Origin of the sequence: Anaerococcus vaginimassiliensis, assembly GCF_900626155.1 — a bacterium.
Classification (GTDB): domain Bacteria; phylum Bacillota; class Clostridia; order Tissierellales; family Peptoniphilaceae; genus Anaerococcus; species Anaerococcus vaginimassiliensis.
In genome coordinates this window covers 433,563-459,342 of the sequence record NZ_LR130844.1, presented here as the reverse complement: position 1 = coordinate 459,342, position 25,780 = coordinate 433,563, and the positions used below count along the sequence as shown (strand labels likewise).

Sequence of the window (25,780 nt, the reverse complement as noted above, 5' to 3'; positions counted from 1 at the left end):
AACTTGTGGTATTATGAGTATAAGAAATAAACTAAATTTAATCAAAAATGATTATCTTCAGGGAAAGGTGAAATTCCTTAACCGGCAGTAGAGTCTGCGAGTCCTACGGGATTGAATTGGTGTGATTCCAATACCGACAGTATAGTCTGGATGAAAGAAGATTTATATATAAAATCTCTTTTTTCTGCCCTGATATTGGGCATTTTTTATTGCCTAGAAGGAGGAAATATGAATAGAAGTAAAACATTTAGTTTAAATTCAGTAGTTAAAGTTGGAATCCTTGCAGCATTTTCTTACATTTTGATGTTTATCCAAATGCCAATTCCAATTGCCCCACCATTTATGAAAGTAGACTTGGCAGACGTACCTGCTTTAATAGGTGGATTTGCTATGGGTCCTTGGTATGGTGTTTTGATTCAGCTTATAAAGAACTTATTGAACCTATCAAAGACAACTACAGGTGGAGTTGGAGAATTGTCTAACTTTATAGTTGGTGCAATTTTTGTATATGTATCAGCTAGTATATATAAGAATAGAAAAACCAAAAAAACTGCTCTATTTGCCCTATCTATGGGAGTTATAGCTATGACTGCAGTTGCTACATTATCTAACGCCTTTGTTGTATTCCCAACTTATGCTAAGGTTATGGGTATAGATCTAAATGCTTTTGTAGGAATGACTAGTAAGACTAACGGACTTGTAAAAAGCTATTTTAGTTTGATGGTTTTATCTATCGCACCATTTAACATAGTAAAGGGCGCTGTCGCATCCATAGTAACCGACTTAATTTACAAGAGGGTTTCACCAATAATTAAATATAGATAAATACTAAGGATTTGCCTAATCAACAGGATTAGGCTTTTTTTATTGGTTCGTCTTTAGTATAATATAATGAAAGAGGAATTATGATTATTAGAAACTTAAATGAATTAAAAGATTTTGCGGAAAAATTCGCCTCACTTTTAAGAGAAGGCGATGTTATAAACTTAGTTGGTGAGATGGGTGCAGGAAAAACAACCTTTACAGGAAAAGTTTGTGAGTACTTTTCTGCCTATGACTCATCTTCTCCAACTTTCGCCATAGTTAATATCTATGAGGCGGATAAGAAAATATATCACTTGGATTTATATAGGTTTGATGATCCAGATGATATTTTGGATATTGATTTTGAAGAATATTTCTACCCAGGAGATGCTATTACCTTTTTGGAATGGGGAGAAAATGTAGAAGGCTACCTTCCAGATGAAATGATTAGCCTTAAATTTGACAAGGTAGATGAAAATACCAGGGAAATTACTATCCTAGATGATAGCGAAAGGGGAAGAGAGATAAATGAATATTTTAGCCATTGATACATCTACCATGATTTCTACTGTAACTATCTCAGATGGTGTGGAGATCTTGGGAGATTTTAATGTAAACCAACAAAAGACTCACAGCGAATCATTGGTGCCTATGATTGAAAATCTCCTTAAGCTTTTGGGTATGGAAGTAGCTGATATAGATAAGTTTGTCATAGCTGAGGGTCCAGGTTCATTTACAGGTCTTAGGATAGGAATGACTGTAGCAAAGACCCTAGCCCAAGCAAGTAAAAAAGAGCTTGTTCCAGTATCAACCCTCCTAGCTCTTGCCAACAATTCCTCATCAGATAGGCTTAAAGTGCCAATGATAGATGCTAGAGGCAATAGGATTTATGGGGCGGTTTATGACAAAGATTTTAAGGAGATTATAAAAGAAGATCTTTACACTATTGATGTTTTTAAAGATCTTGTCAATGATCTTGATAGCGAGGTTGAGCTTATTGGAACTATGAATGAAAAATATGGGGATAAGTTTAAAAATGCTGTTAAACTTCCGCTTAATTTCAACAATTCCATAGGTAGATCTCTAATTAAGATTGCTTTATTAGATGATTATGAGCCAGTTGATCTTTATAAAATAAGACCAAACTACCTGAGAGCAAGTCAGGCGGAAAGGGAGCTTTTAAAAAATGATAAGAAAGATGGAAGTAAAGGACGTAGATAGAGTTTACGAAATAGAAAATAGTTCTTTTTTTGAGCCTTGGTCCAAAAAGCATCTACTAAAAGAATTGACTTCAAACACTCTCCTAGACCATTATGTGTATGAATTAGATGGAGAAGTTGTGGGGTTTTATATAGCAAGTAGGGTGCTTGATTTAGTTGAAATATTCACTATTGCTGTAGATGAAAACTACAGGAGGAGAGGAATAGGAGAAGCGCTTCTAAGTCATTTAATAGATTTAGGCAAGAAAAACAAGGCCAGCGAAATTTGGCTAGAAGTTTCTGTTAAAAATACCAACGCTATCAATCTTTATGAGAAATTTGGCTTTAAAAAAGACGGCATCAGGAAAAATTACTACCAAAAGTTGGGAGTAGATGCCTACAATATGAAAAGGAAATTATATGAGTGATTTTTATACAATGGGAATTGAGACAAGCTGTGATGATAGCTCTGTAGCAATTCTTAAAAATGAAAGAGAGGTATTGGTAAATCTAATATCTTCTCAAATAGATATCCATACTTTGTTTGGGGGAGTTGTACCAGAAATTGCCAGCAGAAAACATTTAGAAGCTATAAATCCTTTGATAGAAAAAGCTTTAAATGATGCAAATCTTACTTATGATGATATAGACCTAATTTCTGTAACCAAGGGGCCAGGACTAATGGGCTCTCTTTTGGTTGGAATATCTGCCGCTAAGGGCTTGTCTCTTGCAACTAAAACTCCTATGATTGGAGCAAACCACATGCAAGGACATATTTGTGCAAATTATTTGTCAAACCCAGATCTTAAACCACCCTTTATTAGTTTAGTTGTATCTGGAGGTCATACCTACCTTTGCAAGGTAAATTCCTATACTGACTATGAGGTAGTAGGTAGGACTTTGGATGATGCAGCTGGAGAATCTTTTGATAAGGTTGCAAGAAAAATTGGCCTAGGATATCCTGGCGGACCAAAGATAGATAAACTTGCCAAAGAAGGAAACAAGGATGCGATAGATTTTCCTAGGGTAATGCTTAAGAAAGGATCTTACGATTTTTCTTTCTCAGGACTAAAGACTGCGGTTTTAAATTATCATCATAATATGATACAAAAGGGTGAAGAGATTAACGAGGCTGATCTTGCAGCGAGTTTCGAGGAAGCTGTAGTAGACGTTTTAGTTGATAAATCAATGATGCTTGTAAGAGAAACAGGCATGAAAGCTCTTTGTGTAAGCGGCGGAGTTGCAGCAAATTCAAGACTTAGAGAAAGGCTTGAGGAAGAATGTGCTAAGGAGAATATAAAATTTTATCATCCATCTACCATTCTTTGCACAGACAATGCAGCTATGATTGCCATGGCAGGATATCTAAATTATCAAAATGGATCTTCTGATGACACTTACATGAAAGTTTATCCTAATTTGGAATTATGATATGGGCAAGAGACGAAATAGAAAAGAAAGAAATGTAATCAAAAGATACAATAGTTTGACTAAGTTTAGCTCAGGTCTTTGGTTTCTAGCAGGAGCAGCTGTTTTAGCTTTTGGTATATACTTTAGAGAAATATTTGAGATAGTTTTTGGCGTTTTTGGGATGATTTACAGCATAGCAAATCTCAAAAATAAAAACTATAGCCAATCTTCTATAAAAAGAGTAGAGATGAACAAACTTTCTTTTATAGTAGTTTTTATAGTAGTTTATTCCTTAGTTAATCCTATTGGCAATATCCCTCTTTTATTTGATCTTTATAAGAGAGACTTAATCCTAAATGGAGGGCTTATCGATGATTAAAAAATTAAGGTCACTTCTAGTATTACTTCTTATATTTTTGATAAGTACATCTTGTGCCCAAAGAAGACTTGCTAAACTTCAAACAAAAAGAGCTATGAGAACCTACGATGAGGATGGGATTATCTTATCAGATGGAAGCTTTTATCCAGATAAGATTACAGACTTTAGTGTAGATGAGTATTTGAAATGGTATAAGAATTTATCAGCTCCCCTAAAACTCCAGCTTCCCTCTTACTCCAAGGCGAAGACTTTGACTAATGAAGAAAGAGTTGAGGATTTCAATTATCTATTCAATGAACTTAAAAATAATTACCCTTTTTTTGGAGTATTGAAGAGAGAAGATAAGATTGATTTTTTAAAAAACTATGACAAATACCTGAAAAAGGTCGAAGCTTGTAAGGATGATGAGGAATTTAAAATCGTCTTAGATGAAATAATGGCAGACCTTAAGAACAATCACGCAAGGATTGCTGACAAAGACTATGTAGAAGCAACCATGAGATATTTTTCTAAAAACTGGAAGTCACCTTCGATTTATTATGAATTTTTAAATTTAAATAGACAAGTTGTTAGAAATAGATATTCTCTAGCGGGTATGCAGTCAGATACGGATGATAATTTTCAAAAAGATAGGAAAAAGTCTTTGTTTACCGAAGACTCTTCTAGAAACTTAACCTTAAAAGAAGTTGGAGATGATATGGTCCTTCTAAGGATAAATCAAATGGCTGGCAGCGAAAAATACACTGAAGATCTAAAGGTATTAAAGGAATTTCTTAGAAATAAACACCTTTACAAGGCTCTAATTATAGATATTAGGGGAAATTCTGGAGGCAATATGGAATATTGGCAAAATTTCTTTCTACCTAAGATAATAACCAGTCAAAAAACTGTAACTAACAACTTATTTTTCAAGGAATCTAACCAAGCTAAGCTTATGTTTGCTGATGATAGTCTAAATGTAGAAAGAGTTAGAAATGTGGATATTTCAGGGATAAAGCTTGACAATGCAGAAGATTTGGATCACTTTGATTTTTATATGAAGGATATAATTACCATAAACCCTGACCAATCAGACAAGGACTATGGCTATCAAGGGTCGATTTACCTATTAGTTGATGAGGGAGTATTTTCTGCTGCAGAAGGTTTTGCTAACTTTATGAAATATTCAAATACAGCAACTCTTATCGGACAAAGCACAGGTGGAGATGGCGTAACCCTTGGTGTGATTAATTCTGTATTGCCAAATTCTGGTTATGTTTTTACCTACACAAACACTTTGGGTTATGATCCTGCTGGAAAGATAAACGAAGAAAATCCCACAACACCCGATATTTTATCCAAATCATACAAGGATTCTTTAATTACAATAGATAAACTTATGGGAGTTAAGAAAAATTAGCTGGTCGGTGACCAGTTATTTTTTAGAATAGATATAATTGACGATTCCTTCAAAAATACGTATTATAATTTTATAAATAAGTAATGAAAGGCATAATATGAGCGAAAAATTAGATATATTAGAAGCGACTAGGTCTTGGTACAAATTAGCTTGTGATAAGCTAAATCTTGATCCTAGTGTTTATGAATTATTAAAAGATGCAGAAAGAATAATTGAAGTTTCTATTCCTGTAAAAATGGATGACGGAAGCACAAAGGTATTTAAAGGCTATAGGTCAGCTCATTCATCAGCCCTTGGCCCATCTAAGGGTGGAGTTAGATTTGATAAGAACGTAACAAGAGATGAGGTCCTTGCCCTATCAATGATGATGAGTATCAAGGTAGCTCTTCTTGGCTTACCTCTAGGAGGAGGCAAGGGAGGAATTGCAGTAGATCCAAACAATCTTTCTGAAAGAGAACTTGAAACTTTATCTAGGGGATTTGTTCGTGCTATAAATAACTATTTGGGACCTAGAATTGATATTCCTGCCCCAGATGTCAATACAAATGCCAAAATCATGGGATATTTTACAGATGAATATATAAATTTAAACTCTAAGAGAGAAGAAATTGCGACCTTTACAGGTAAACCTCTGGTTCTTGGGGGATCGTTTGCCAGAGATCAAGCTACAGGCTATGGCGTAGCTCTTGCTGTAAAATACGCTTACGAAAGAAAAAATGAAAGCCTTGAAGGAAAGACTTTCATCATCCAAGGCTTTGGAAATGTAGGATATTTTGCGGCAAAATACATGCATGAATTTGGTGCTAGATTAGTAAGTGTAAATGCCAGCGATAAAGAGCTTGGATCAGCTGCTATATATCGTGAGGAAGGCTTTGACCCAGAAGTCTTGCACGAGCTAAAGGAAAATGGCAAATCTGTCCTAAGCTTTGAAAAAGAAGGGGTAGAAAAAATCACAAATGAAGAGTTCTTTGCCCTTGATGTTGATATAATCCTTCCATGTGCTTTAGAAAATGTAATCACAGAAGAAATTGCTAAAACAATAAAGGCGAAGGTAATTTCCGAAGGGGCAAATGGTCCGACAACACCAGCTGCTATGAAGGTTCTAGAAGATAAAGATATCCTTGTGATTCCTGATATTTTAGCCAATTCTGGTGGGGTTTTAGTCAGCCACTATGAATGGATACAAAACCAAATTGGCTATTATTTCTCCTATGACCAAGTTAAAAATAAGGAAAAAGAAGATTTGACCAAGGCCTTTGACAAAATATTTGAAATGGCTGATAGAGAGAATACAAACCTTAAAGAAGCTTCATTTATGGTTGCAGTTAAGTCTATGGCGGAAGCCTTAAAATATAGGGGAAGATATTAAGAAAATTTAGCATATAATAGTAAGTGAAGTAATTAAAAATAATTTTGGAAACAATAAAAAAGTATTTAAAAGTATGCTAAAAAATTAGATAAGGAATAACAAATGAAATTAAAAAGATTTTTAGCTGTGTTTTTGGTAGCGGTCCTTTCCTATTTTGGATCAACTGTCATCCTAAACCAGCTAGAAGCTAAGGAAATGAGAGCTATTAATGGAGACTCATTTGACGATGATTCAGCAAATACCAATGAACATGAACATTTGATTCTTTTGGTTGGGGTTGATGAGAATCCAGATGGAGAAAATGAGGACTTTACTAGAACTGATACTATAATGCTAATTAAGGCAAATAGCGAAACTGGAAAAGTCGATATCCTCTCCGTTCCGAGAGATACTAGAGTAAAGATTAGGGATACTTTTGATAAGGTAAACCACGCTCATGCTTTTGGTGGAATTGACCTAACTATGCAAACCCTAAGAAACTTCTTGGGATTAGACATAGATTATTATGTTCAGGTTAACTTTAAGGCAGTGGAAAATATAATTGACGCACTTGGAGGAGTTGATTTCGATGTACCGAAAGGATTCAATGTAAAAACTCATGGCGTAACCATAAAAGAGGGCAAGAATCATTTTAACGGCAAAGAAGCACTTTGGTATGTCAGAACTAGAAGCGTCTATAACAATGGAGATATAGGTAGGGTTGAGGCTCAACAAGGTTTCATGAAGGCTATGGTAGATGAGATAGTGAAAAAATCTGAAAATATCGACCTTACAACCTTTGTAACCAACTATCTAAAATATGTAAAGACTAATGTTCCTATGGGAACTATTCTAGACCTTACAAATAACATAAAAAACTTCTCATCAGATAAGGTTAAAACTCACTTAGTACCTGGCCATGAACAAACAATATATGGAACTAGTTACTATTTACCAGATTTTGACAAAACTTTGGATATAGTTGACAAAAACTTTGAGACCTTTAAACTTAAAAATTGGACTAGAGACAAGGCTGGCTTTGATAGCGAAATAGAAGAAGAGACTAATGAAGAAGATGAGTATTATGAACCAGTAGCTCCACAAGAGATAGAATACACTGAGCCATCTTATTCTAATAATTATGTAGAAGAAGAGTACGTGCCAGATACGTCTTATACTCCACAAAGACCAGATACATCTTACACTCATCCAGCCCATGAAGAGGTAGAGGAAACTCCTGAAGAGCCAGAAGAGCCTGATGAACCCGAGGAAGTAGAAGAGGAAAGTGGATCAGAAACTGATAGTTCAGATGTAAGAGTAATTAGTCCGGAAAATAACGACTAATAGGATAAAAAAGTAGGTGATTATGATAGAAAAAAGAAGAGAAAGAAAAGATCAACACATAGAAAATTACCTAAAAAGTCAAAGTTTAACTAATAATTTGCTAGAAGATATCTATATCGAGCACAAGGCTCTATCTGACATAGCGATAGATGAAATTGATACTTCTATAGAATTTCTAGGAAGAAAAATAGCTATGCCAATTATGGTAAATGCTATGACAGGCGGAGGCGAAGCGGGAGCTGATATAAATGAGGACTTATCTTCTATATGTGAGAGCTTAAACATACCTATGGCTGTTGGTAGTGAGGCTATAGCTATAGATGATGAAGAAAGCAGAGAGTCTTTTACTCTCCTTAAAGATAAGGATTTGATTAAAGTTGGAAATCTAGGATCAGAAAGATCTATAGAAGATTTTACCTTTGCGGCTGACCTTATCGGAGCTGATATAATGCAAGTGCATTTAAACATGGCTCAAGAGCTAGTGATGCCAGAGGGTGATAAGGATTTTAGAGGTATTAGAGATAACATCAAAAATTTAAGTGAAAATTTTGCTACACCAATAATAGTAAAGGAAACTGGAGCTGGAATATCTAAGGAAGTTGCCAAAGATTTAATCGATCTTGGTGTAAAATATATAGACGTTTCAGGAAAAGGCGGAACTAATTTTATAGAAATAGAAGATCTAAGAGATATGGATACAGATTTCTCAGAACTATATAATTGGGGAATCCCAACTGCCAAGGCCATTATAGATGTAAGGAGTATATCGAGGGATGTATTTATAATTGCATCTGGAGGTCTTAGAAACGCGATGGATGTTGTAAAGTCAATAATTATTGGTGCAGATATGGCAGCTGTTAGTGGAGAGGTTTTAAAATATCTCCTCCACGGTGGATATATGGCTTGCGAATCTTATCTAAAGGATTTAAATGACAAGATTAAAATCATAATGTGCCTATTAGGTGTTAAAAACATAGAAGAGCTAAAAAAAGTAGACTACAAAATAGTAGGAAGACTAAAAGAACTTATAGATTAACCTATAGAAGCCAGAGTGGATGCTCTGGTTTTTATTTTTGTAAAAATTGGCATAGAAAAAGCTGGTGGAAATCACCAGCTAATATTATCCTTGGAGACCTTCTGCTTGTCTTTGCATATTTTCAATAACTACGTCATGGATTTCGCCAAGGCTTTGGGCATATTCTAAAACTTCCCAAGGTTTGTTAGAGTGAAAGTGAATCTTTATAAGATCTTCATCACCTACAGCAAGAAGGCTATCTCCTTCTAGGTTTTCTGTTATATAATCGAAGATTTCATCTTCATCTAAGCCTTCTCCAGCTATTAACATTTGACAATCAAACTTAAATTCTAATTTATCTGCCATACAATCTCCTTATCTATTCAAATTTCTTTTTAGTTCTTCTTCTAGGCTTTTGATCTCAGCTTTGGCGAGGTCTCTGTTTTTCTTTCCTTCTATTTGAATATTTCTAACCTCTTCTATAGTTGAAATTAAAGCTTCGTTAGTGTGTTTTATTGTATCTAGGTCAATTATACCGCGTTCTGTGGCTTTTGCTGTTTCTACGGTATTTTGTTTTAGAATATCAGCATTTTTTCTTAGTAGATCATTGGTTAAATCTGTGACTCTTTGTTGGGTCTTGATTGCTTGCTGGGTGTGGTTCATACCAAGGGCAAGAACCATTTGATTTTTCCAAAGAGGAATAGTGTTTACTATTGTAGTTTGGATCTTTTCTGCCATGATTGAATTTGATGATTGAACCATCCTTATTTGGGGAGCCATTTGAATAGACACCATCCTAGTTAGATCTAGGTCGTGGAGTTTCTTTTCAAAACGGTTGGCCTGACTTTTTACATCATTTACCTTTTGAGCATCTAAAGGAAGATTTGAACTTCTTGCCTTATCTTCAAGGGCTGGTATATCAACTCCGTAAGTTTCTTTAAGCTTTCTATTTCCAGCTTCTATATACATAGAGATTTCTTTGTAGTAGTCTTCATTTAGCTCATACATTTGATCGAGCATTGATATATCTTTCATTAGAGTTATCTGATGATTTTCCAAGGTCTTTGTAATATTGTCGATATTTTTTTCGGCTGATTGGTATTTAGCCTTCATCGTATCTAATTTATTGACTTGTTTTTTGAAAAATCCAAGTGGACCAGAACTTTCTTCAGCCTCCATTGATTTGATATCGCCAACTAGCTTATCAAGTAATCCACCAATTTCGCCTAGATCTTTGTTTCTTACTGTATCTAGAGTTTTTTCAGAGAAGTTTGATATCTTCTTTTGAGCACCAGATCCATATTGGAGGATTATATTTGTATCTTCTAGGTCGATTTTCTTGGAAAAATCATCTATCATTTTCTCCTCTTCTTTGGAGAAAGTAATTTTATTTTCGATAAGATCAGGTTCTTTATTTATTTTTTCTAAATCGTTATCGTTATCTTGTCCATCAAGAGTTAATTTTATATTGCTCATTGTTCACTCCAATCATCTTCAGCAAGGCCTTCTTGTTTCAACAAGAGGTTAATTGTATCAATTTCAGTTTTGACATCCATAGCCCTATCATCTAAAAGGTCTATTTTCATCTTGTTGAAAGCCTCTGATATAGTCCTAATGGATTCGTCTATTTCTACCATGGATTTTAAGATTCGACTATCATTTGAGCTTACTAATTCGAAGTCCTTGTAGGATTCGACAAGTTTTAAGCTAGTTGGTAAATAATAAGTAGAAAATTTACCTATATAGCTAGCCTTATCTGGATATTTTTCTATAATTTTTAGAATATCTTCTGAATTTTTTAGTAAAAGATCTACATCTTCTTTGAAGGTATCATCCTTTATATCGTTTTTAGTTTCAGATATTTTATCAAGTGATACGATAGATTCCTTTATAATCTCATTAGCTTTTTGCCTATTAATGTCTTCTGGAGAAAGACTTTCATCCATAGGACTAGTATCAGAAGTGAGATTTTCTCTATAAGAAGGTAATTTATCTAGTTTTTCCTTATATAATTTAAATGTCGGGATATCTAGGATAAATATCTTTCCATTTTCTACTATCCTTGCTTGTTTGAAATAATTTTTCTTCATCATATACAAGATGTCTTTTCTTGTTTGCTCTTCACTTTGGGCTACCCCACTTGCTAAATCTTTAATAGAAATAACTGTATTATCCCCAAGCTCTCTTAGAAATCTTACATAGTTATTGGATAATCTCTTGTACTTATCAGCTACTTTCCACAAGATATAGGGGGAAGCAAGTGTTAGTAGACCAGAGATAATAGTAGCAAAGATCATAGCAAATCCGCCACTCCGGTGAAATTCAGAGTAGGAGCCAATAGTCATGCCGAAAAATACCATGGCCGATATTATTGCTGCTATCCTTGATAAAATACTGATGACCTTGCCTGGTGGCTCTTGCTCACAAACTTTGGGATTTCTAGTTTGAGGAAGTTTCTTCTTACTAGAAGAAGAAAAACCTCTAATAGCTCCGTTTATTGAATTTTTTATTCTATCTCCGATTTCTGCAAAAGGAATATCGTCAAAGGAGAAATTCTCCACATCTTCTGCAAAATCGGTAAATGATTTTTTGTATTTTTTATTTAACATAAGCCTTCCTTTTGTTTTCTTAATTATATCATACTACAAATGAATATATTATTAAAGATACTTAAACATATTAGAAGTAAACGTTCAAAATATTAATCATTTAGGTCGATTATTCTATCAAATAAGTCTTTGTTCTCGAGGATTTTATCTCTGTTTCCGAAAACACATATATTATTTACTGCCAGTGCCTTAGAAAATTGATCTTCGAGTTGTTTTATATCTTCTAACTTGGCTTCTTTTATTTCTTTTAAGATTTCTTCTTCGGTTTTAGCTGATTTTTTCTTATAATATAAGAAGTCAGAATCCGCCTTTTGGGCTGGTGTTTTAGGTTTTAGGAAGTTACCCATAGTTGAGATTTGTTGATTTTCAAAGTCTCTTTCATTCATATTTATATTTTGACATATCTCTGGGATTTTGTCATAGTTATCTAAAGTTAGTTTTATATTTGGATCTCTGTAAGAATAAGTTCCAAATAGTCCTGACCTATCAACTAACATTCCTGCTCCATAGGCTCCACCCTTAGCTCTAATTAGTTCATAGAGGTATGGGTTTGATATAATTGAGCTCGCTAGAGAAAATTTGCCGTCATAGCGTAGATCAAATTCTTTAAGATCAGCTGATTTTGACACATAGTTTACATTTGCATCTGATAGGATAGCCTCTTTTATAGGTTTTTTCTCAAAAGCTATTTCCTTCTTTTCTAATGGATCTATTAGGAAATCAAAATTATTTTCAATCTCATCTTTTAGTAGATAGAAATCATCTTCTGCAGAAGTTATGTTAAATTCTACATTTTTTGTAAATAACTTCTTGTAAATATCTTCTATTTTTTTCTTGAAACTTTCAAAATCTTCAGTCGCCTCATTTATAGAATCTTTTATAAACAAATAGTAGTCGATACCTGAAAGTTTTTCTTTAATGAAAGTAAGTTTATCTATATGAGAATTGCTCCTATTTAGGGCGATTAGGTGACCTGAATCATACATACCAGATTCGAAGATAGATTTTCTTATTCTAAGAAGTTCTACTATTCTCTTTTGATTATCAAAGATTGTATTTGTCAAGAAATCCTTTATTATCTCTGTGGATTTTCTTATATTTTCCTTAGTTGTCTTGAAGGTGACTTTGATGTTATTTTCAATGTTTTTATCATCTAGTCTTATGTTTGATATGGTGAAGTTTAGTCCTGTTAGATATTGCCAAATCACATCATCAATTTGTCTATAAGATATATTTTTAGTATCAACTGATCCCAAGAATTCATTTATAAGCTGTGCATATTGCATTTCTTCTAGGCTAAGGTGGTCTATATTAAAGTACATATTTGTATAAATCATGCCACTTGTTTCTAAATTGTGGTAGATATATTTATTGGCAATCACTTCTCTTGGAGTTTTAGGAAGGGTAGTAGGCACATCTTTTATATCTAATCTTGGAATTGTAGCTTTTTCTTCTGGTGTGTTTTCCCTATTTTGATAAGAGTTAAGCTTTTCTAGGTCGTTTTTTATTTTTTCTAAACTTTCTTCGTCCATATTTTCATTTATAGCCTTGATTTTATTATTAAAAGTTTCCTCTTTCTTTTCGGCATAACTTGTATCTGGTCTTGCAATATGGATTAGGCGAGTTTTATTTTCTAGGAAATATTTTTTGATGAAATCTTCATAGTAGTCTGTTCCTATGAGACTTCTTAGCTCATCTAGGATATCAACTAGTTTGAATACAGAGAAAGGATCTGCATCAAAGCTCATCATGAGGTAATAAGAAAGTCCGCGATTTACATCATTTAGATTTTCTCTTTGAGCAAAATCAAAGATAGAAAAGGCTGACTTTAGGCTTTCTTCTGAGATTTTTTCGCTTGCATTTTTGATCCCTGTTTCTATTATATCTACAAATTCTTCTATCTTTTCACCATCTACCTTTTGAGCTTGGATTAGGACAGAGGATCTATTGCCGTAGCCTGGCCTTGCGTAGAAGTATTCTGGATTAAGTTTTTCAGCTATTTCTGTTCTGATCTTTGACGAATCCATATTAAAAATCGTATTAACTATGATTGATAAAGTTAGGTATTCTTTGGCATCTAAGGCAGAGCTTGCAAGAAAAGCATAGGATAGATAGTCGGAATTTTCTTCTACTTTACTTGCAGGATAAGATCCTTCTATAATATCAGGATAGGAATTTTCCTTTACTTTTATCTTAGTGTTTATATCCTTGTAATCGTATTTGCTAAGGTATTCTTTATCCAAATTCTCTAAGAGAGGTTTTATATCCATATCCCCATAGAAGTAAATAAAAGAATTAGATGGATGGTAGTGGTTTTTATAAAAATCTAAAAACTCATCATAGGTTAGATCACCAATAAAATCAGGATTGCCACCAGATTCGTATTCATAGCAAGAACCCTTGTATAAAAGCTCTTTGATATCGTTATAGATAAGGCTTTCTGGGTCAGACAGGGCACCTTTCATCTCGTTATAAACAACACCAGAAATTCCAGTAACTTTGTCATCTTCTAATTCATAGTGCCAGCCTTCTTGATCTAAGATCTCTTTTTTTTCAAGAACTAGGGGATTAAAAACAGCATCCAAGTAAACATCTACAAGGTTGTTAAAGTCCTTTTCATTTTCGCTAGATACTGGATATACAGTTTTATCTGGATAGGTCATAGCATTTAGGAAAGTTTGTAGGCTGGATGATGCCATATCCATGAAAGGATCTTTGGTTTTGTATTTTTTAGATCCATTTAAAACTGAGTGCTCCATTATGTGAGCTTTGCCCTTAGAATCTACTGGCGGTGTCTTAAAGCCAATACCGAAAGTTTTATTTGTGTCGTTTGCGTTTACATATATTACATTTGCCTTGGTTTTCTCATGTTCATAGAGAAAAACTTCAAGACCCAATTTATCAAATTTTTCTTTTTTAATTAAATTATAAGTCATATAACCTCCATATTTTTATCATTATACTACTTTAAATTTTCTTTAAGACTTATGATACATAAATAAATAAGCTCGTTAAATTCTTGATATAGAGAGCTTTAAGAGAAAGTTTGTGAAAACATTTTCTAATTAGTGGATAAATTTTTAGATTTGCTATATAATTATAGTATAAATATTAAAAAAGAACATTTTATTATACAAAGGAATAAATGTTTTCACAAAGGAGTAAATATGAAAAATTATGACACATCTAAAATCAGAAACTTAGCTTTAGTCGGTCACTCAAAAGCAGGTAAGACTTCTTTGACAGAATCACTACTATTTAAAACTGGCGTGATCGACAAAAAAGGAAAAGTTGAAGAAGGATCAACAGTTTCAGACTATGAAGCTCAAGAAAAAAAGAGAAATATTTCTCTTCAAACTTCAATTGTTCCAATAGAATACAATGATTTTAAGATCAATTTTATAGATTCTCCTGGATTTTTTGACTTTGAAGGTGAAGTTCTCCAAGCCCTTAGGGCAGCAGAGTCTGCACTTTTTGTTGTAGATGGAGAAAATGGAATAGAAGTAGGAACAGAAAAATACTGGAAATACACCCAAGAGATTAACCTTCCATCTATATTTTTTGTAAATAAACTAGATAAAGAAAATGCTAATTTTAATAAAGTAGTATCTGACCTTCACATACAATTTGGTAAAAAAATCATCCCTCTAACTTTGATGCTAGGAGAAGGGGATAACTTTGAAGGAATTATCGATGTAATCGAGAAAAAAGCCTACACCTATGAAGATGATGAGAAAAAAGAAGTAGAAATCCCAGAAATAAGACTTGCAGAGGTAGACGAAGTTTATAACCAAGTTATAGAGGCTGTAGCTGAGTCTGACGATAGTCTAATGGAAAAATTCTTTGAGGGAGAAGAATTCTCTGAAGAAGAATTCATGAAGGGACTTTCTAAGGCAATCCTTCAAGGGGATGTAGTTCCATTAATAGCAGGTTCAAGTGAAAAACAAATCGGACTTACATCTTTACTTGATACAATTATAAAATATATGCCTTCTATAGATGATGAAGCCGCAAATATTGGTTATAGAGTAAAAGAAGATTATAAAGCTTTCGACCCTAAGGAAGATTCACCTTTCTCTGCAGTTGTATTTAAAACAATCGCCGATCCATTTGTTGGAAAGATTTCAATCTTTAAGGTTCTATCCGGTGCTATCAAAAAAGATGATAAAGTCTACAATGTAAGTAAGGGCGTGGACGAAAAGGTAGCCAATCTATTTGTCCTAAGAGGAAAAGAACAAATTAAGGTAGACAAACTTGTAGCTGGAGATATAGGAGCTTTCTCTAAGGTAGAATCTGCTTCAACAGGAGATACCTTTGCTACAAAGGATAATCCAATCGAGTATAAGAGAATAAAATATCCAAAACCAGTTTTATTCTATGCTATAAAGGCTCTAAGCAAAAACGATGAGGATAAAATTTCTGAAGCACTTCAAAAACTTGCCGAAGAAGATCCAACTTTCAAAGAAGAAAGAAACCAAGAAACAAGCCAATCAATCCTATCTGGTCTTGGAAATGTCCAACTAGAAGTATTGATGGATAAATTAAAATATAATTATTCTGTAAATACAGAAATAGTAGAATACAAGATTCCTTATAGAGAAACTATCAAATCAAAATCAGATGTTCAAGGTAAACACAAGAAACAATCTGGTGGAGCTGGTCAATATGGTGATGTATTTATAAGATTTGAACCAGTAGAAGAAGATTTCGTATTTGATGAAGAAGTATTTGGTGGAGCAGTTCCTAAAAACTACTTCCCTGCTGTAGAAAAAGGTCTAGTAGAATCTTTGGCAGAAGGACCACTAGGTGGGTATAAAGTTACTGGAATAAAGGCGACATTATATGATGGTTCTTACCATCCAGTTGATTCAAACGAACAAGCCTTCAAAACTGCTGCAAAAATAGCCTTCAAAAAAGGTATCGAAGAGGCAGATCCAATTCTTCTAGAACCTGTAATGAAACTTGAGATAAATGTTCCAGATGCTAACATGGGGGATGTTATGGGAGATATGAACAAGAGACGTGGCAGAATCTTGGGTATGGAACCTCAAGCTGACGGTAGCCAAGTAATCCTTGCAGAAGCACCTTTGGCTGAAGTTCTAACTTATGCAATAGACCTTAGAAGCCAAACATCAGCTCGTGGATCATTCTCAATGGAATTTGTAAGATATGAAGAAGTTCCAAAAGAAATCACAAATAAGGTTTTAGGAAAATAAACTATAGAAAAATAGAAAAGAAAGATTAGATAAGGAGAGTGCAATGGCAAAGTGGAAGATATTAGATATAGATCCTTGGCTAAAGGACTATGAAAATGACATCAATTTGAGGATGGATCGCTACAAGGAGCAAAAAAATAGACTCTTAGGAGAAGATGGGAAATTAATTGATTTTGCCAATGCATACAAGTATTACGGTTTTCACAAAACGAAAACAGGCTGGATATATAGGGAGTGGGCGCCAAACGCCGACGGACTTTATCTAATAGGAGATTTCAATGGATGGGATAGGCACGCCCATCCAATGAAGAAAATAAATGACGAAGATTGGGAGATTGAAATCAAAGGAATCAGAAATCTCCCACACAAGTCCAGAGTAAAGGTCTTGGTAGATGCTAATGGAAAAATTAGCGATAGGATACCACTTTTTGCAACGAGAGTTGAGAGAAACGAAGACCTTGACTATGCTGGTGTAATAGAAAACCCTAGGAAGAAGTTTGTTTGGGAAGATGAAAATTTCGTAACAAAAAAAGATGACCTTCTTATATATGAGACCCATATAGGTATGGCAGGAGAAGAGGGAAAAGTTTCTTCATATAAGGAATTTCGCGACCATGTCCTACCTAGAGTTGTAAAAGATGGATATAATACAATCCAGCTGATGGCTATTGCTGAGCATCCTTATTATGGATCTTTTGGTTATCAGGTTTCTAACTTCTATGCTCCAAGCTCATGGTATGGAGAAAATGATGACTTGAAATCTTTGATAAATGCTTGCCACAAGGAAGGCATAAACGTAATAATGGATCTTGTTCATTCCCACGCTGTAAAAAACACAGCTGAAGGAATAAATGAGTTTGATGGAACAGTTTATCAATTCTTCCATGAGGGAGACGAAGGAAATCATCCTGATTGGGATTCTAAATTATTTGATTATAAAAAACCAGGCGTGTGCCATTTTCTTCTTTCAAATATTAAATATTGGCTAGAAGAATTCCACTTCGACGGCTTTAGGTTTGACGGAGTCACATCAATGATTTATAAAGATCACGGTAGAGGTGAAGCCTTTGATTCATACAAGAAATACTTTTCTATGAATACAGATATAGAAGCAATCAACTACCTCCAACTAGCTAACGAACTTATTAGAGAAGTCAAAAAAGACGCTATAACTATAGCTGAAGATATGAGCGGTATGCCTGGAATGTGCCTACCAATCGAAGATGGTGGAATTGGATTTGACTATAGACTTGCTATGGGTATGCCAGATTTTTGGGAAAAAGCTCTAATGAAAAGAGACGAAGACTGGGATTTGGCAAGAATGTGGTACGAACTTTCAACTCATAGACCAGAGGAGAAGAGAATTTCTTATGTAGAAAGTCACGACCAAGCTTTGGTTGGATCCAAAACAACTATATTTAGGTTAGCTGATCAAGAAATGTACTGGAACATGAGAAAAGACGACCACAATATGATAATTGATAGGGCAATTGCTCTTCACAAGATGCTAAGGTGGATTACTCTTTCCATGGGAGCTGACGCTTACCTAAACTTCATGGGCAATGAATTTGGTCATCCAGAGTGGATAGATTTTCCTAGAGAAGGAAACGGATATTCCTACCATTATGCGAGACGCCAATGGTCTTTGGCAGATGATCCTAACCTAAAATACCAATATCTCAACAATTTTGACAATGCTATGCTTGAGTTTTCCAAGAAATACAAGCAATTATCCAACGAAACATACAGACTTTGGATAGATAACGACAGGAAAATCATAGCCTTTAGAAACGACGATATTGTCTATATATTTAATTTCCACCCAGAAAATTCTTATGAATCTTTCCATCTACCAATCCACGATATTGGAGAATTTGAAGTGGTAATGGATACAGACCAAGGTGAATTTGGGGGATTTGATAGAATTAGCCACGAATATAAATATCAAACAGAAAGGTTAGCAGGAACAGACTACGACGGAATCAGAATCTATATTCCATCAAGGACAGGACTTGCTCTAAAGAAAATTCAATGAAGATAATATGTCTAGGAGATTCTTTCACAGAAGGTTACCTAGTTTATGACAAAAATTATACCCGCTTTCTAGAGAAGGCGGGCTTTGTTGTTAGAAACCTCGGTGTAAATGGGTCGGTTACAGAAGAAATGCTAAATAGGTACAAAAGATTTATGGAAGAAGAGAAAGACGATGTATTAGTTGTCTTTGGTGGGAGCAATGATTTTTTAAATGGAGTAAGCGTCGAGTTTGCCTACCAAAATCTTAAAAGTATATTAGATATATCGAAAGCCACTAGGAAAATAGTGATTTTACCTCCATATGTAGAGGAAGAAGAAATCTATAGTTTCTATAAAGAAGCAAATAAGAAAGTGGACTATCTATATGAGAAGTTAATTACTCTTAAAGATAGTTACAATTTTTCTCTAATAGATGCTAGAAAAATTTCTGGTAGGTATATAGATGGGATTCATCTAGATAGTGACTTTCATAAGAAGCTTGCAGAAAAAATAATAAGGGAGATCGATGATTGAACAAATAGAAAACCAAGAAATGATAAGAGAGCTTATGAAAAACAAACTAATATATGGAGCAATTTCTATAATATTAGTAGTGCTCGTTTCAAAAATAATACTAAATCTTCTGAGAAAACTAATTGATAAATTCTTAGGAGGAAGGGTTGTAAAGAAATCAGATGTAAACAAAAACAAAATCAGCACCATATCAAAAGCCCTTTACTCAGTGATACGAGTTGTAATTATATTTATAGCGATTACAATGATCCTTGATATATTTGGGATAAATACATCAACTCTAATAGCGACAGCTGGAGTAGGCGGTGTTGCCATAGCCCTTGGTACTCAAACTCTCATTGCGGATTTTATCAAAGGAATTTTTATAATCCTTGATGATAAGATAAGAGTTGGAGAGTGGATTATGGCTGCTGGAGTAGAAGGAGAAGTAGAAGCTTTAGACTTTAGAGTTACAAAAGTAAGAGACTTTGATGGATCGCTTCATATAATACCTAACTCAGAAATAACCACAGTTAGAAACTTCAATAGAGGATTTATGGCATCAGAAGCAACCTTCAGTGTATCCTATGACACAAGTCTGGAAGAAGTAAAAGATATGGTAGCAAAAGTTTCTAACGAACTTAGTCAAATGGAAGAATATAAGAAAGTATTCAAAGAAAAATTTGAGATATTTGAAATAAAAGATTTAAATGAATTCTCTTATAAGGTTAGAATCATAGCACGAGTAAGAGCGGGCTTGCAATGGGAAATATCTAGAAAAGCGAGAATTCTAATAAAAAAAGAAATGGAAGAAAGAAATATAAAAAGCTCATTAGTGGAGTATGGCAAAAATGAAGAAATATAAAATAAACGACATAGTAAGCTTAAAGAAAGGCCATCCATGTGGAGAAAACCTCTGGCAAATAACTAGGCTAGGCGCAGACATTAAACTAAAATGTCTAGGCTGTGAAAAAAACATATGGATGAAAAGGCTGGACTTTGACAAAAAAATAAGAAAAATAAAAAATAAAGAAGGCAAAATGGTTTCGATAGTAAACTATGAGCCAGAAGAATAAGTTAAAATCACCAATAGATAATATTGGTGATTTTTTTATAAAAAAATTTGACAAAAGAAAAGTAAGGGTGTAATATATAAATTGTCATTGCGAAAGCAGTCGAGCTAAAAACAAAGAATTAATAAAAAAATTCAAAAAAAGCTTGACAAACAAAAAATACTGTGGTACTATGTAATAGTCAACGCGGTAAGCGAATGACATGAACCTTAACAAATTAATATCAACGATCTATATAACTATTAAGTTATATAAGATATAAACGAAAACAACTAATAACCTTTAGTTAATTTCTTTATATAACAATGATTCTTATTTATAAAATAAGGACAAATTTAAATCACGCATCAGACAAAAGTCAGATGTAAATGAATAAGCCAAGATTAAAAACGGCTCATACTATATATGAGAGTTTGATCCTGGCTCAGGATAAACGCTGGCGGCGTGCATAACACATGCAAGTCGAACGATGAAGATTAAAAGATTTCTTCGGAATGAACTTAATTGGATTAGTGGCGGACGGGTGAGTAACGCGTGAGTAACCTGCCTTGTACAAGGGGATAGCCGTTGGAAACGACGAATAATACCCTATGACATCAAATAATCGCATGATAATTTGATCAAAGATTTATCGGTATAAGATGGACTCGCGTCTGATTAGCTAGTTGGTGGGGTAACTGCTCACCAAGGCAACGATCAGTAGCCGGCTTGAGAGAGTGTACGGCCACATTGGGACTGAGACACGGCCCAGACTCCTACGGGAGGCAGCAGTGGGGAATTTTGCACAATGGGGGAAACCCTGATGCAGCGACGCCGCGTGATTTAGAAGGCCTTCGGGTTGTAAAAATCTTTTGTATGGGAAGAAAATGACAGTACCATACGAATAAGGACCGGCTAATTACGTGCCAGCAGCCGCGGTAATACGTAAGGTCCGAGCGTTGTCCGGAATCATTGGGCGTAAAGGGTACGTAGGCGGATAAGCAAGTTAGAAGTTAAATCCTATAGCTCAACTATAGCAAGCTTTTAAAACTGCTCATCTTGAGGTATGGAAGGGAAAGTGGAATTCCTAGTGTAGCGGTGAAATGCGCAGATATTAGGAGGAATACCGGTGGCGAAGGCGACTTTCTGGCCATAAACTGACGCTGAGGTACGAAAGCGTGGGTAGCAAACAGGATTAGATACCCTGGTAGTCCACGCCGTAAACGATGAGTGTTAGGTGTCTGGAATAATCTGGGTGCCGCAGCTAACGCATTAAACACTCCGCCTGGGGAGTACGCACGCAAGTGTGAAACTCAAAGGAATTGACGGGGACCCGCACAAGCAGCGGAGCATGTGGTTTAATTCGACGCAACGCGAAGAACCTTACCAAGTCTTGACATAATACGGAAGCTTTTAGAGATAAGAGCCTACATCTTCGGATGACTGTATTACAGGTGGTGCATGGTTGTCGTCAGCTCGTGTCGTGAGATGTTGGGTTAAGTCCCATAACGAGCGCAACCCCTATTGTTAGTTACCATCATTAAGTTGGGGACTCTAGCAATACTGCCGGTGATAAACCGGAGGAAGGTGGGGATGACGTCAAATCATCATGCCCTTTATGACTTGGGCTACACACGTGCTACAATGGCAGGTACACAGGGATGCGAAACTGCGAAGTCAAGCGAAACTCAAAAAGCCTGTCCCAGTTCGGATTGCACTCTGCAACTCGAGTGCATGAAGTTGGAGTTGCTAGTAATCGTGGATCAGAATGCCGCGGTGAATGCGTTCCCGGGTCTTGTACACACCGCCCGTCACACCATGGAAGTTGGCAATACCCGAAGCCTGTGAGCTAACCTTTTAGGAAGCAGCAGTCGAAGGTAGGGTCAGTAACTGGGGTGAAGTCGTAACAAGGTAGCCGTATCGGAAGGTGCGGCTGGATCACCTCCTTTCTAAGGATGAGAAGCTGGTACGCTAGCTTCTCACACAGAAAAGAAAATAAAGATCGTTGGTATTAAAATATTAAGGTATTTTTAACCTAAAAACAAATAAATATCATTAAACATGGGGATATAGCTCAGCTGGGAGAGCACCTGCCTTGCACGCAGGGGGTCAAGAGTTCGAATCTCTTTATCTCCACCATGAGCAAGTCCGTCCGGCTTTGAGAGGACCCACCACGGAGTGGATTCAAACGCTGAGTATATTAATACGAAGAGACGGTAAGCTCAAAATCGAACCAGCCTAAAGAAGTGAAAAAGTTATTAGTAAGTAACGTTATTTTATCATTTGACGCTAAAGCGACAAATTCTAAAATAATTCGAAATCAAAGATTTCGAACCCACTCAGCTTAGGCATAAAACTAAATAGCAAAAAATATTTCCAGTCAAGAAACAAAGGGCGCAAGGTGGATGCCTTGGCACATGAAGGCGACGAAGGACGTAAGTGAACGAAAACTAGGGAAAGCTCACAAAAAGCACTAACCCCTAGGTCTCCGAATGGGGAAACCCGGCTGTGGAAGACACAGTCATCACAAGATGAATACATAGTCTTGTGAAGCAAGACCCTGTGAACTGAAACATCTAAGTAACAGGAGGAAAAGAAAGAAAACTCGATTTTCCAAGTAGCGGCGAGCGAACAGAAAAGAGCCTAATCCAATAGTGGAATATTTAAGAAGTTGAATCATCTGGGAAGATGAACCAAAGAAAGTGACAGTCTTGTAAACGAATCTTAAATAAACCTAGGAGGAAAGTAGCACCGGACACGAGGAATCCGTTGTGAAGATAGGGGGACCATCCCCTAAGGCTAAATACTAACATGTGACCGATAGCGAACAAGTACCGTGAGGGAAAGGTGAAAAGAACCCCGAAAGGGGAGTGAAATAGAACCTGAAACCTAGCGCCTACAAGCAGACAGAGCACTAAAGTGTGATGTCGTACCTTTTGTAGAATGGGCCAGCGAGTTATTGTATTAAGCAAGGTTAAATCTTTAAGAGATGAAGCCATAGCGAAAGCGAGTCTTAATAGGGCAAATAAGTTTAATGCAATAGACCCGAAACCGGGTGATCTATCCATGACCAGAGTGAAGGTGAAGTAAAATTCACTGGAGGCTCGAACCGGGTACGGTTTAAAACGTATCGGATGAGTTGTGGTTAGGGGTGAAAAGCCAAACGAACTCGGATATAGCTGGTTCTCCTCGAAATAGCTTTAGGGCTAGCCTTTGACGAAAGATTTTAGGAGGTAGAGCACTGAATGGTCTAGGGCGGCTTACCGTACCGAAACCTATCAAACTCCGAATGCCAAAAAATCAAGTCAAGGAGTCAGACTTAGAGGGATAAGCTTCTAAGTCGAAAGGGAAACAGCCCAGACCGACAGCTAAGGTCCCCAAATCTGGATTAAGTGGAAAAGGATGTGAATCTACTAAGACAACCAGGACGTTGGCTTAGAAGCAGCCATGCATTTAAAGAATGCGTAATAGCTCACTGGTCAAGTGGGTTTGCGCCGAAAATGAACGGGGCTAAAATCCAGTACCGAAGCTTCGGATTGATAGAGGAATTAAATCTACGAAATAAAGAAAGAAATACTTGAACTAGGAAATATTAAAACAATCAAGATAAACGAGTAAAAAACATCAAATTACGTAAACCAAAAGGTAAGTTGTAAATAAAAAAATACTCAATTATCACCGAACAGTTATATAAGATTAAAAAATATAACCTGGTAAAAAAACGTCAAACAAGTATTCCAAACTTTATGTCTAGATTTAATACCTCTATCAGTGGTAGAGGAGCATTGTATAAGCGAAGAAGCCAAAGCGAAAGCAACAGTGGAGCGAATACAAGAGAGAATGCTGGCATGAGTAGCGAGAAGGGATGTGAGAATCATCCCCGTCGAAACCCTAAGGATTCCTGAGCAAGGCTCGTCCCCTCAGGGTAAGTCGGGACCTAAGCCGAGGCCGAAAGGCGTAGGCGATGGATAACAGGTTTAGATTCCTGTACCGCTTAAAGTCGCTATAGAGAAGTGATGACGCAAAAGGATAAGCTAAGCTAGCTGATGGAATAGCTAGTCTAAAGATAAAGGCTTGTGTGTAGGCAAATCCGCACACTTTAAGGCTAAAATCTGATAGGTATCGAAAACATGAGTAGAGAAGTAGCTGACTCCATATTGCCAAGAAAAGTCACTATCAAGACCAAAGCGCCCGTACCAAAACCGACACAGGTAGGGAGGTAGAGAATACCAAGACGCGCGGAAGAACCTTTGTTAAGGAACTCGGCAAAATGTCCCCGTAACTTCGGGAGAAGGGGAGCCAGAGCGATCTGGCCACAGAAACCAGGCCCAAGCGACTGTTTACCAAAAACACAAGTTTCTGCAAAATCGAAAGATGAAGTATAGGAGCTGACACCTGCCCGGTGCTGGAAGGTTAAGGGGAAGGCTTAGCGAATGCGAAGGCTAGAACTTAAGCCCCAGTAAACGGCGGCCGTAACTATAACGGTCCTAAGGTAGCGAAATTCCTTGTCGGGTAAGTTCCGACCCGCACGAAAGGTGTAACGATTTGGGCACTGTCTCAACAAAGGATCCGGTGAAATTGTAGTAGTCGTGAAGATGCGACTTACCCACGCTAGGACGGAAAGACCCCGTGGAGCTTTACTGTAGGCTGATATTGGACTTTGAGATTAGACGTACAGGATAGTTGGGAGACTAAGAAACTTGCACGCCAGTGTAGGTGGAGTCATCCTTGGGATACCAACCCTCTAATATTAAAGTTCTAACTTTGACCCTTGAATCAGGGCAAAGGATATTGTCAGTTGGGCAGTTTGACTGGGGCGGTCGCCTCCCAAAAAGTAACGGAGGCGTTCAAAGGTTCGCTCAGAATGGACGGAAACCATTCGCAGAGTACAAAGGCAGAAGCGAGCTTAACTGCAAAACCTACAAGTTGCGCAGAGTAGAAATACGGACTTAGTGATCCGGTGGCACCGCATGGAAGGGCCATCGCTCAACGGATAAAAGCTACCCCGGGGATAACAGGCTTATCTCCCCCAAGAGTCCACATCGACGGGGAGGTTTGGCACCTCGATGTCGGCTCGTCTCATCCTGGGGCTGAAGTAGGTCCCAAGGGTTGGGCTGTTCGCCCATTAAAGAGGCACGCGAGCTGGGTTCAGAACGTCGTGAGACAGTTCGGTCCCTATCCAGCGTGGGCGTAAGAAATTTGAGAGGATCTGTCCTTAGTACGAGAGGACCGGGATGGACATACCGCTGGTGTACCAGTTGTTCCGCCAGGAGCATAGCTGGGTAGCTACGTATGGAATTGATAAGTACTGAAAGCATCTAAGTACGAAGCAGGCCTCAAGATAAGATTTCTAAGAGTAGGTAAAGAAAATACCTTTGATAGGTCCAAGGTGTAAGTGCAGTAATGTATTAAGCTAATGGATACTAAACTTTAAATCTTGACTGGAAATATTTTTGCTTGTCCCTAACCCGATTTGCAA

At 36.3% G+C, this 25,780-nt stretch carries 19 protein-coding genes, 1 tRNA gene, 2 rRNA genes and 1 riboswitch; of the genes, 18 read left to right on the top strand and 4 right to left on the bottom strand.

The window, feature by feature from the left end:
* Positions 1-49 precede the first annotated feature (49 nt).
* Positions 50-166, top strand: a riboswitch (FMN riboswitch).
* Positions 167-228: 62 nt separating this feature from the next.
* From E0D87_RS02475 to fni, 10 genes are all read left to right on the top strand, one after another.
* Complete coding sequence (locus E0D87_RS02475; protein WP_004834886.1) at positions 229-825, top strand: ECF transporter S component; 597 nt, start codon at positions 229-231, stop codon at positions 823-825.
* Between the two features lie 80 nt (positions 826-905).
* Entirely contained in the window at positions 906-1,352 is a 447-nt protein-coding gene (gene tsaE / locus E0D87_RS02470; RefSeq protein WP_130819212.1) for a tRNA (adenosine(37)-N6)-threonylcarbamoyltransferase complex ATPase subunit type 1 TsaE, read from the top strand.
* A complete protein-coding gene (gene tsaB / locus E0D87_RS02465) occupies positions 1,333-2,025 on the top strand; it encodes a tRNA (adenosine(37)-N6)-threonylcarbamoyltransferase complex dimerization subunit type 1 TsaB (RefSeq protein ID WP_130819211.1) in 693 nt (230 codons plus the stop codon). Before tsaE ends, tsaB begins: the two co-directional genes overlap by 20 nt.
* Positions 1,991-2,431, top strand: coding sequence for a ribosomal protein S18-alanine N-acetyltransferase (rimI, locus tag E0D87_RS02460; protein WP_130819210.1), 441 nt, complete (start codon positions 1,991-1,993; stop codon positions 2,429-2,431). Before tsaB ends, rimI begins: the two co-directional genes overlap by 35 nt.
* Positions 2,424-3,434 (top strand): tRNA (adenosine(37)-N6)-threonylcarbamoyltransferase complex transferase subunit TsaD, encoded by a 1,011-nt coding sequence (gene tsaD / locus E0D87_RS02455; protein ID WP_130819209.1) that lies wholly within the window; start codon positions 2,424-2,426, stop codon positions 3,432-3,434. The genes rimI and tsaD overlap by 8 nt, the downstream gene beginning before the upstream one ends.
* Position 3,435: 1 nt before the next feature.
* Positions 3,436-3,792, top strand: a complete 357-nt coding sequence (locus tag E0D87_RS02450; RefSeq protein WP_004834879.1) for a hypothetical protein — start codon at positions 3,436-3,438, stop codon at positions 3,790-3,792.
* Complete coding sequence (locus E0D87_RS02445) at positions 3,785-5,191, top strand: S41 family peptidase (protein WP_130819208.1); 1,407 nt, start codon at positions 3,785-3,787, stop codon at positions 5,189-5,191. The genes E0D87_RS02450 and E0D87_RS02445 overlap by 8 nt, the downstream gene beginning before the upstream one ends.
* A 97-nt stretch (positions 5,192-5,288) precedes the next feature.
* Entirely contained in the window at positions 5,289-6,560 is a 1,272-nt protein-coding gene (locus tag E0D87_RS02440; RefSeq protein ID WP_130819207.1) for a Glu/Leu/Phe/Val family dehydrogenase, read from the top strand.
* Between the two features lie 102 nt (positions 6,561-6,662).
* Complete coding sequence (locus E0D87_RS02435; protein ID WP_004834911.1) at positions 6,663-7,883, top strand: LCP family protein; 1,221 nt, start codon at positions 6,663-6,665, stop codon at positions 7,881-7,883.
* A 22-nt stretch (positions 7,884-7,905) separates the two neighbouring features.
* Positions 7,906-8,919: a type 2 isopentenyl-diphosphate Delta-isomerase gene (fni, locus tag E0D87_RS02430; RefSeq protein WP_004834888.1), complete on the top strand. Its 1,014-nt coding sequence runs from the start codon at positions 7,906-7,908 to the stop codon at positions 8,917-8,919.
* 84 nt (positions 8,920-9,003) lie between these two features.
* On the opposite strand, the gene E0D87_RS02425 is transcribed toward fni, so the two are convergent.
* The 4 genes from E0D87_RS02425 to E0D87_RS02410 all read right to left on the bottom strand — a co-directional run bounded on the left by E0D87_RS02425 (position 9,004) and on the right by E0D87_RS02410 (position 14,443).
* Positions 9,004-9,264, bottom strand: coding sequence for a hypothetical protein (locus E0D87_RS02425; protein WP_004834913.1), 261 nt, complete (start codon positions 9,262-9,264; stop codon positions 9,004-9,006).
* 9 nt (positions 9,265-9,273) lie between these two features.
* The gene (locus E0D87_RS02420) at positions 9,274-10,374 is read right to left on the bottom strand and encodes a toxic anion resistance protein (protein ID WP_130819206.1); all 1,101 of its coding nucleotides are present in this window, start codon (positions 10,372-10,374) and stop codon (positions 9,274-9,276) included.
* The gene (locus E0D87_RS02415; RefSeq protein ID WP_130819205.1) at positions 10,371-11,507 is read right to left on the bottom strand and encodes a 5-bromo-4-chloroindolyl phosphate hydrolysis family protein; all 1,137 of its coding nucleotides are present in this window, start codon (positions 11,505-11,507) and stop codon (positions 10,371-10,373) included. Before E0D87_RS02415 ends, E0D87_RS02420 begins: the two co-directional genes overlap by 4 nt.
* A 92-nt stretch (positions 11,508-11,599) precedes the next feature.
* Positions 11,600-14,443: an insulinase family protein gene (locus E0D87_RS02410; protein WP_130819204.1), complete on the bottom strand. Its 2,844-nt coding sequence runs from the start codon at positions 14,441-14,443 to the stop codon at positions 11,600-11,602.
* A gap of 231 nt (positions 14,444-14,674) precedes the next feature.
* Here E0D87_RS02410 and fusA point away from each other — a divergent pair, with 231 nt between their 5' ends.
* From fusA to E0D87_RS02370, 8 genes are all read left to right on the top strand, one after another.
* Positions 14,675-16,723 (top strand): elongation factor G, encoded by a 2,049-nt coding sequence (gene fusA, locus E0D87_RS02405; RefSeq protein WP_004834904.1) that lies wholly within the window; start codon positions 14,675-14,677, stop codon positions 16,721-16,723.
* Between the two features lie 43 nt (positions 16,724-16,766).
* Positions 16,767-18,758 carry an alpha-amylase family glycosyl hydrolase gene (locus tag E0D87_RS02400; RefSeq protein WP_004834907.1) on the top strand — a complete coding sequence of 664 codons (1,992 nt, stop codon included), beginning with the start codon at positions 16,767-16,769 and terminating at the stop codon, positions 18,756-18,758.
* The gene (locus tag E0D87_RS02395; protein WP_004834887.1) at positions 18,755-19,270 is read left to right on the top strand and encodes a GDSL-type esterase/lipase family protein; all 516 of its coding nucleotides are present in this window, start codon (positions 18,755-18,757) and stop codon (positions 19,268-19,270) included. The genes E0D87_RS02400 and E0D87_RS02395 overlap by 4 nt, the downstream gene beginning before the upstream one ends.
* Positions 19,263-20,114, top strand: a complete 852-nt coding sequence (locus E0D87_RS02390) for a mechanosensitive ion channel family protein (protein WP_004834903.1) — start codon at positions 19,263-19,265, stop codon at positions 20,112-20,114. The genes E0D87_RS02395 and E0D87_RS02390 overlap by 8 nt, the downstream gene beginning before the upstream one ends.
* Positions 20,101-20,325 (top strand): DUF951 domain-containing protein, encoded by a 225-nt coding sequence (locus E0D87_RS02385; RefSeq protein ID WP_004834892.1) that lies wholly within the window; start codon positions 20,101-20,103, stop codon positions 20,323-20,325. Before E0D87_RS02390 ends, E0D87_RS02385 begins: the two co-directional genes overlap by 14 nt.
* 398 nt (positions 20,326-20,723) lie before the next feature.
* Positions 20,724-22,250, top strand: a 16S ribosomal RNA gene (locus tag E0D87_RS02380).
* A 114-nt stretch (positions 22,251-22,364) separates the two neighbouring features.
* A tRNA-Ala gene (locus tag E0D87_RS02375) sits at positions 22,365-22,440 on the top strand.
* 239 nt (positions 22,441-22,679) lie between these two features.
* Positions 22,680-25,746, top strand: a 23S ribosomal RNA gene (locus tag E0D87_RS02370).
* Together the 16S and 23S rRNA genes with 1 tRNA gene alongside form the textbook arrangement of a ribosomal RNA operon.
* Positions 25,747-25,780: the final 34 nt, after the last annotated feature.

Bases quoted from the DNA above. Each gene is read 5' to 3' on its own strand.
- E0D87_RS02475 (WP_004834886.1), top strand. From the start codon at position 229: ATGAATAGAAGTAAAACATTTAGTTTAAATTCAGTAGTTAAAGTTGGA.
- tsaE (WP_130819212.1), top strand. From the start codon at position 906: ATGATTATTAGAAACTTAAATGAATTAAAAGATTTTGCGGAAAAATTC.
- tsaB (WP_130819211.1), top strand. From the start codon at position 1,333: ATGAATATTTTAGCCATTGATACATCTACCATGATTTCTACTGTAACT.
- rimI (WP_130819210.1), top strand. From the start codon at position 1,991: ATGATAAGAAAGATGGAAGTAAAGGACGTAGATAGAGTTTACGAAATA.
- tsaD (WP_130819209.1), top strand. From the start codon at position 2,424: ATGAGTGATTTTTATACAATGGGAATTGAGACAAGCTGTGATGATAGC.
- E0D87_RS02450 (WP_004834879.1), top strand. From the start codon at position 3,436: ATGGGCAAGAGACGAAATAGAAAAGAAAGAAATGTAATCAAAAGATAC.
- E0D87_RS02445 (WP_130819208.1), top strand. From the start codon at position 3,785: ATGATTAAAAAATTAAGGTCACTTCTAGTATTACTTCTTATATTTTTG.
- E0D87_RS02440 (WP_130819207.1), top strand. From the start codon at position 5,289: ATGAGCGAAAAATTAGATATATTAGAAGCGACTAGGTCTTGGTACAAA.
- E0D87_RS02435 (WP_004834911.1), top strand. From the start codon at position 6,663: ATGAAATTAAAAAGATTTTTAGCTGTGTTTTTGGTAGCGGTCCTTTCC.
- fni (WP_004834888.1), top strand. From the start codon at position 7,906: ATGATAGAAAAAAGAAGAGAAAGAAAAGATCAACACATAGAAAATTAC.
- E0D87_RS02425 (WP_004834913.1), bottom strand. From the start codon at position 9,264: ATGGCAGATAAATTAGAATTTAAGTTTGATTGTCAAATGTTAATAGCT.
- E0D87_RS02420 (WP_130819206.1), bottom strand. From the start codon at position 10,374: ATGAGCAATATAAAATTAACTCTTGATGGACAAGATAACGATAACGAT.
- E0D87_RS02415 (WP_130819205.1), bottom strand. From the start codon at position 11,507: ATGTTAAATAAAAAATACAAAAAATCATTTACCGATTTTGCAGAAGAT.
- E0D87_RS02410 (WP_130819204.1), bottom strand. From the start codon at position 14,443: ATGACTTATAATTTAATTAAAAAAGAAAAATTTGATAAATTGGGTCTT.
- fusA (WP_004834904.1), top strand. From the start codon at position 14,675: ATGAAAAATTATGACACATCTAAAATCAGAAACTTAGCTTTAGTCGGT.
- E0D87_RS02400 (WP_004834907.1), top strand. From the start codon at position 16,767: ATGGCAAAGTGGAAGATATTAGATATAGATCCTTGGCTAAAGGACTAT.
- E0D87_RS02395 (WP_004834887.1), top strand. From the start codon at position 18,755: ATGAAGATAATATGTCTAGGAGATTCTTTCACAGAAGGTTACCTAGTT.
- E0D87_RS02390 (WP_004834903.1), top strand. From the start codon at position 19,263: ATGATTGAACAAATAGAAAACCAAGAAATGATAAGAGAGCTTATGAAA.
- E0D87_RS02385 (WP_004834892.1), top strand. From the start codon at position 20,101: ATGAAGAAATATAAAATAAACGACATAGTAAGCTTAAAGAAAGGCCAT.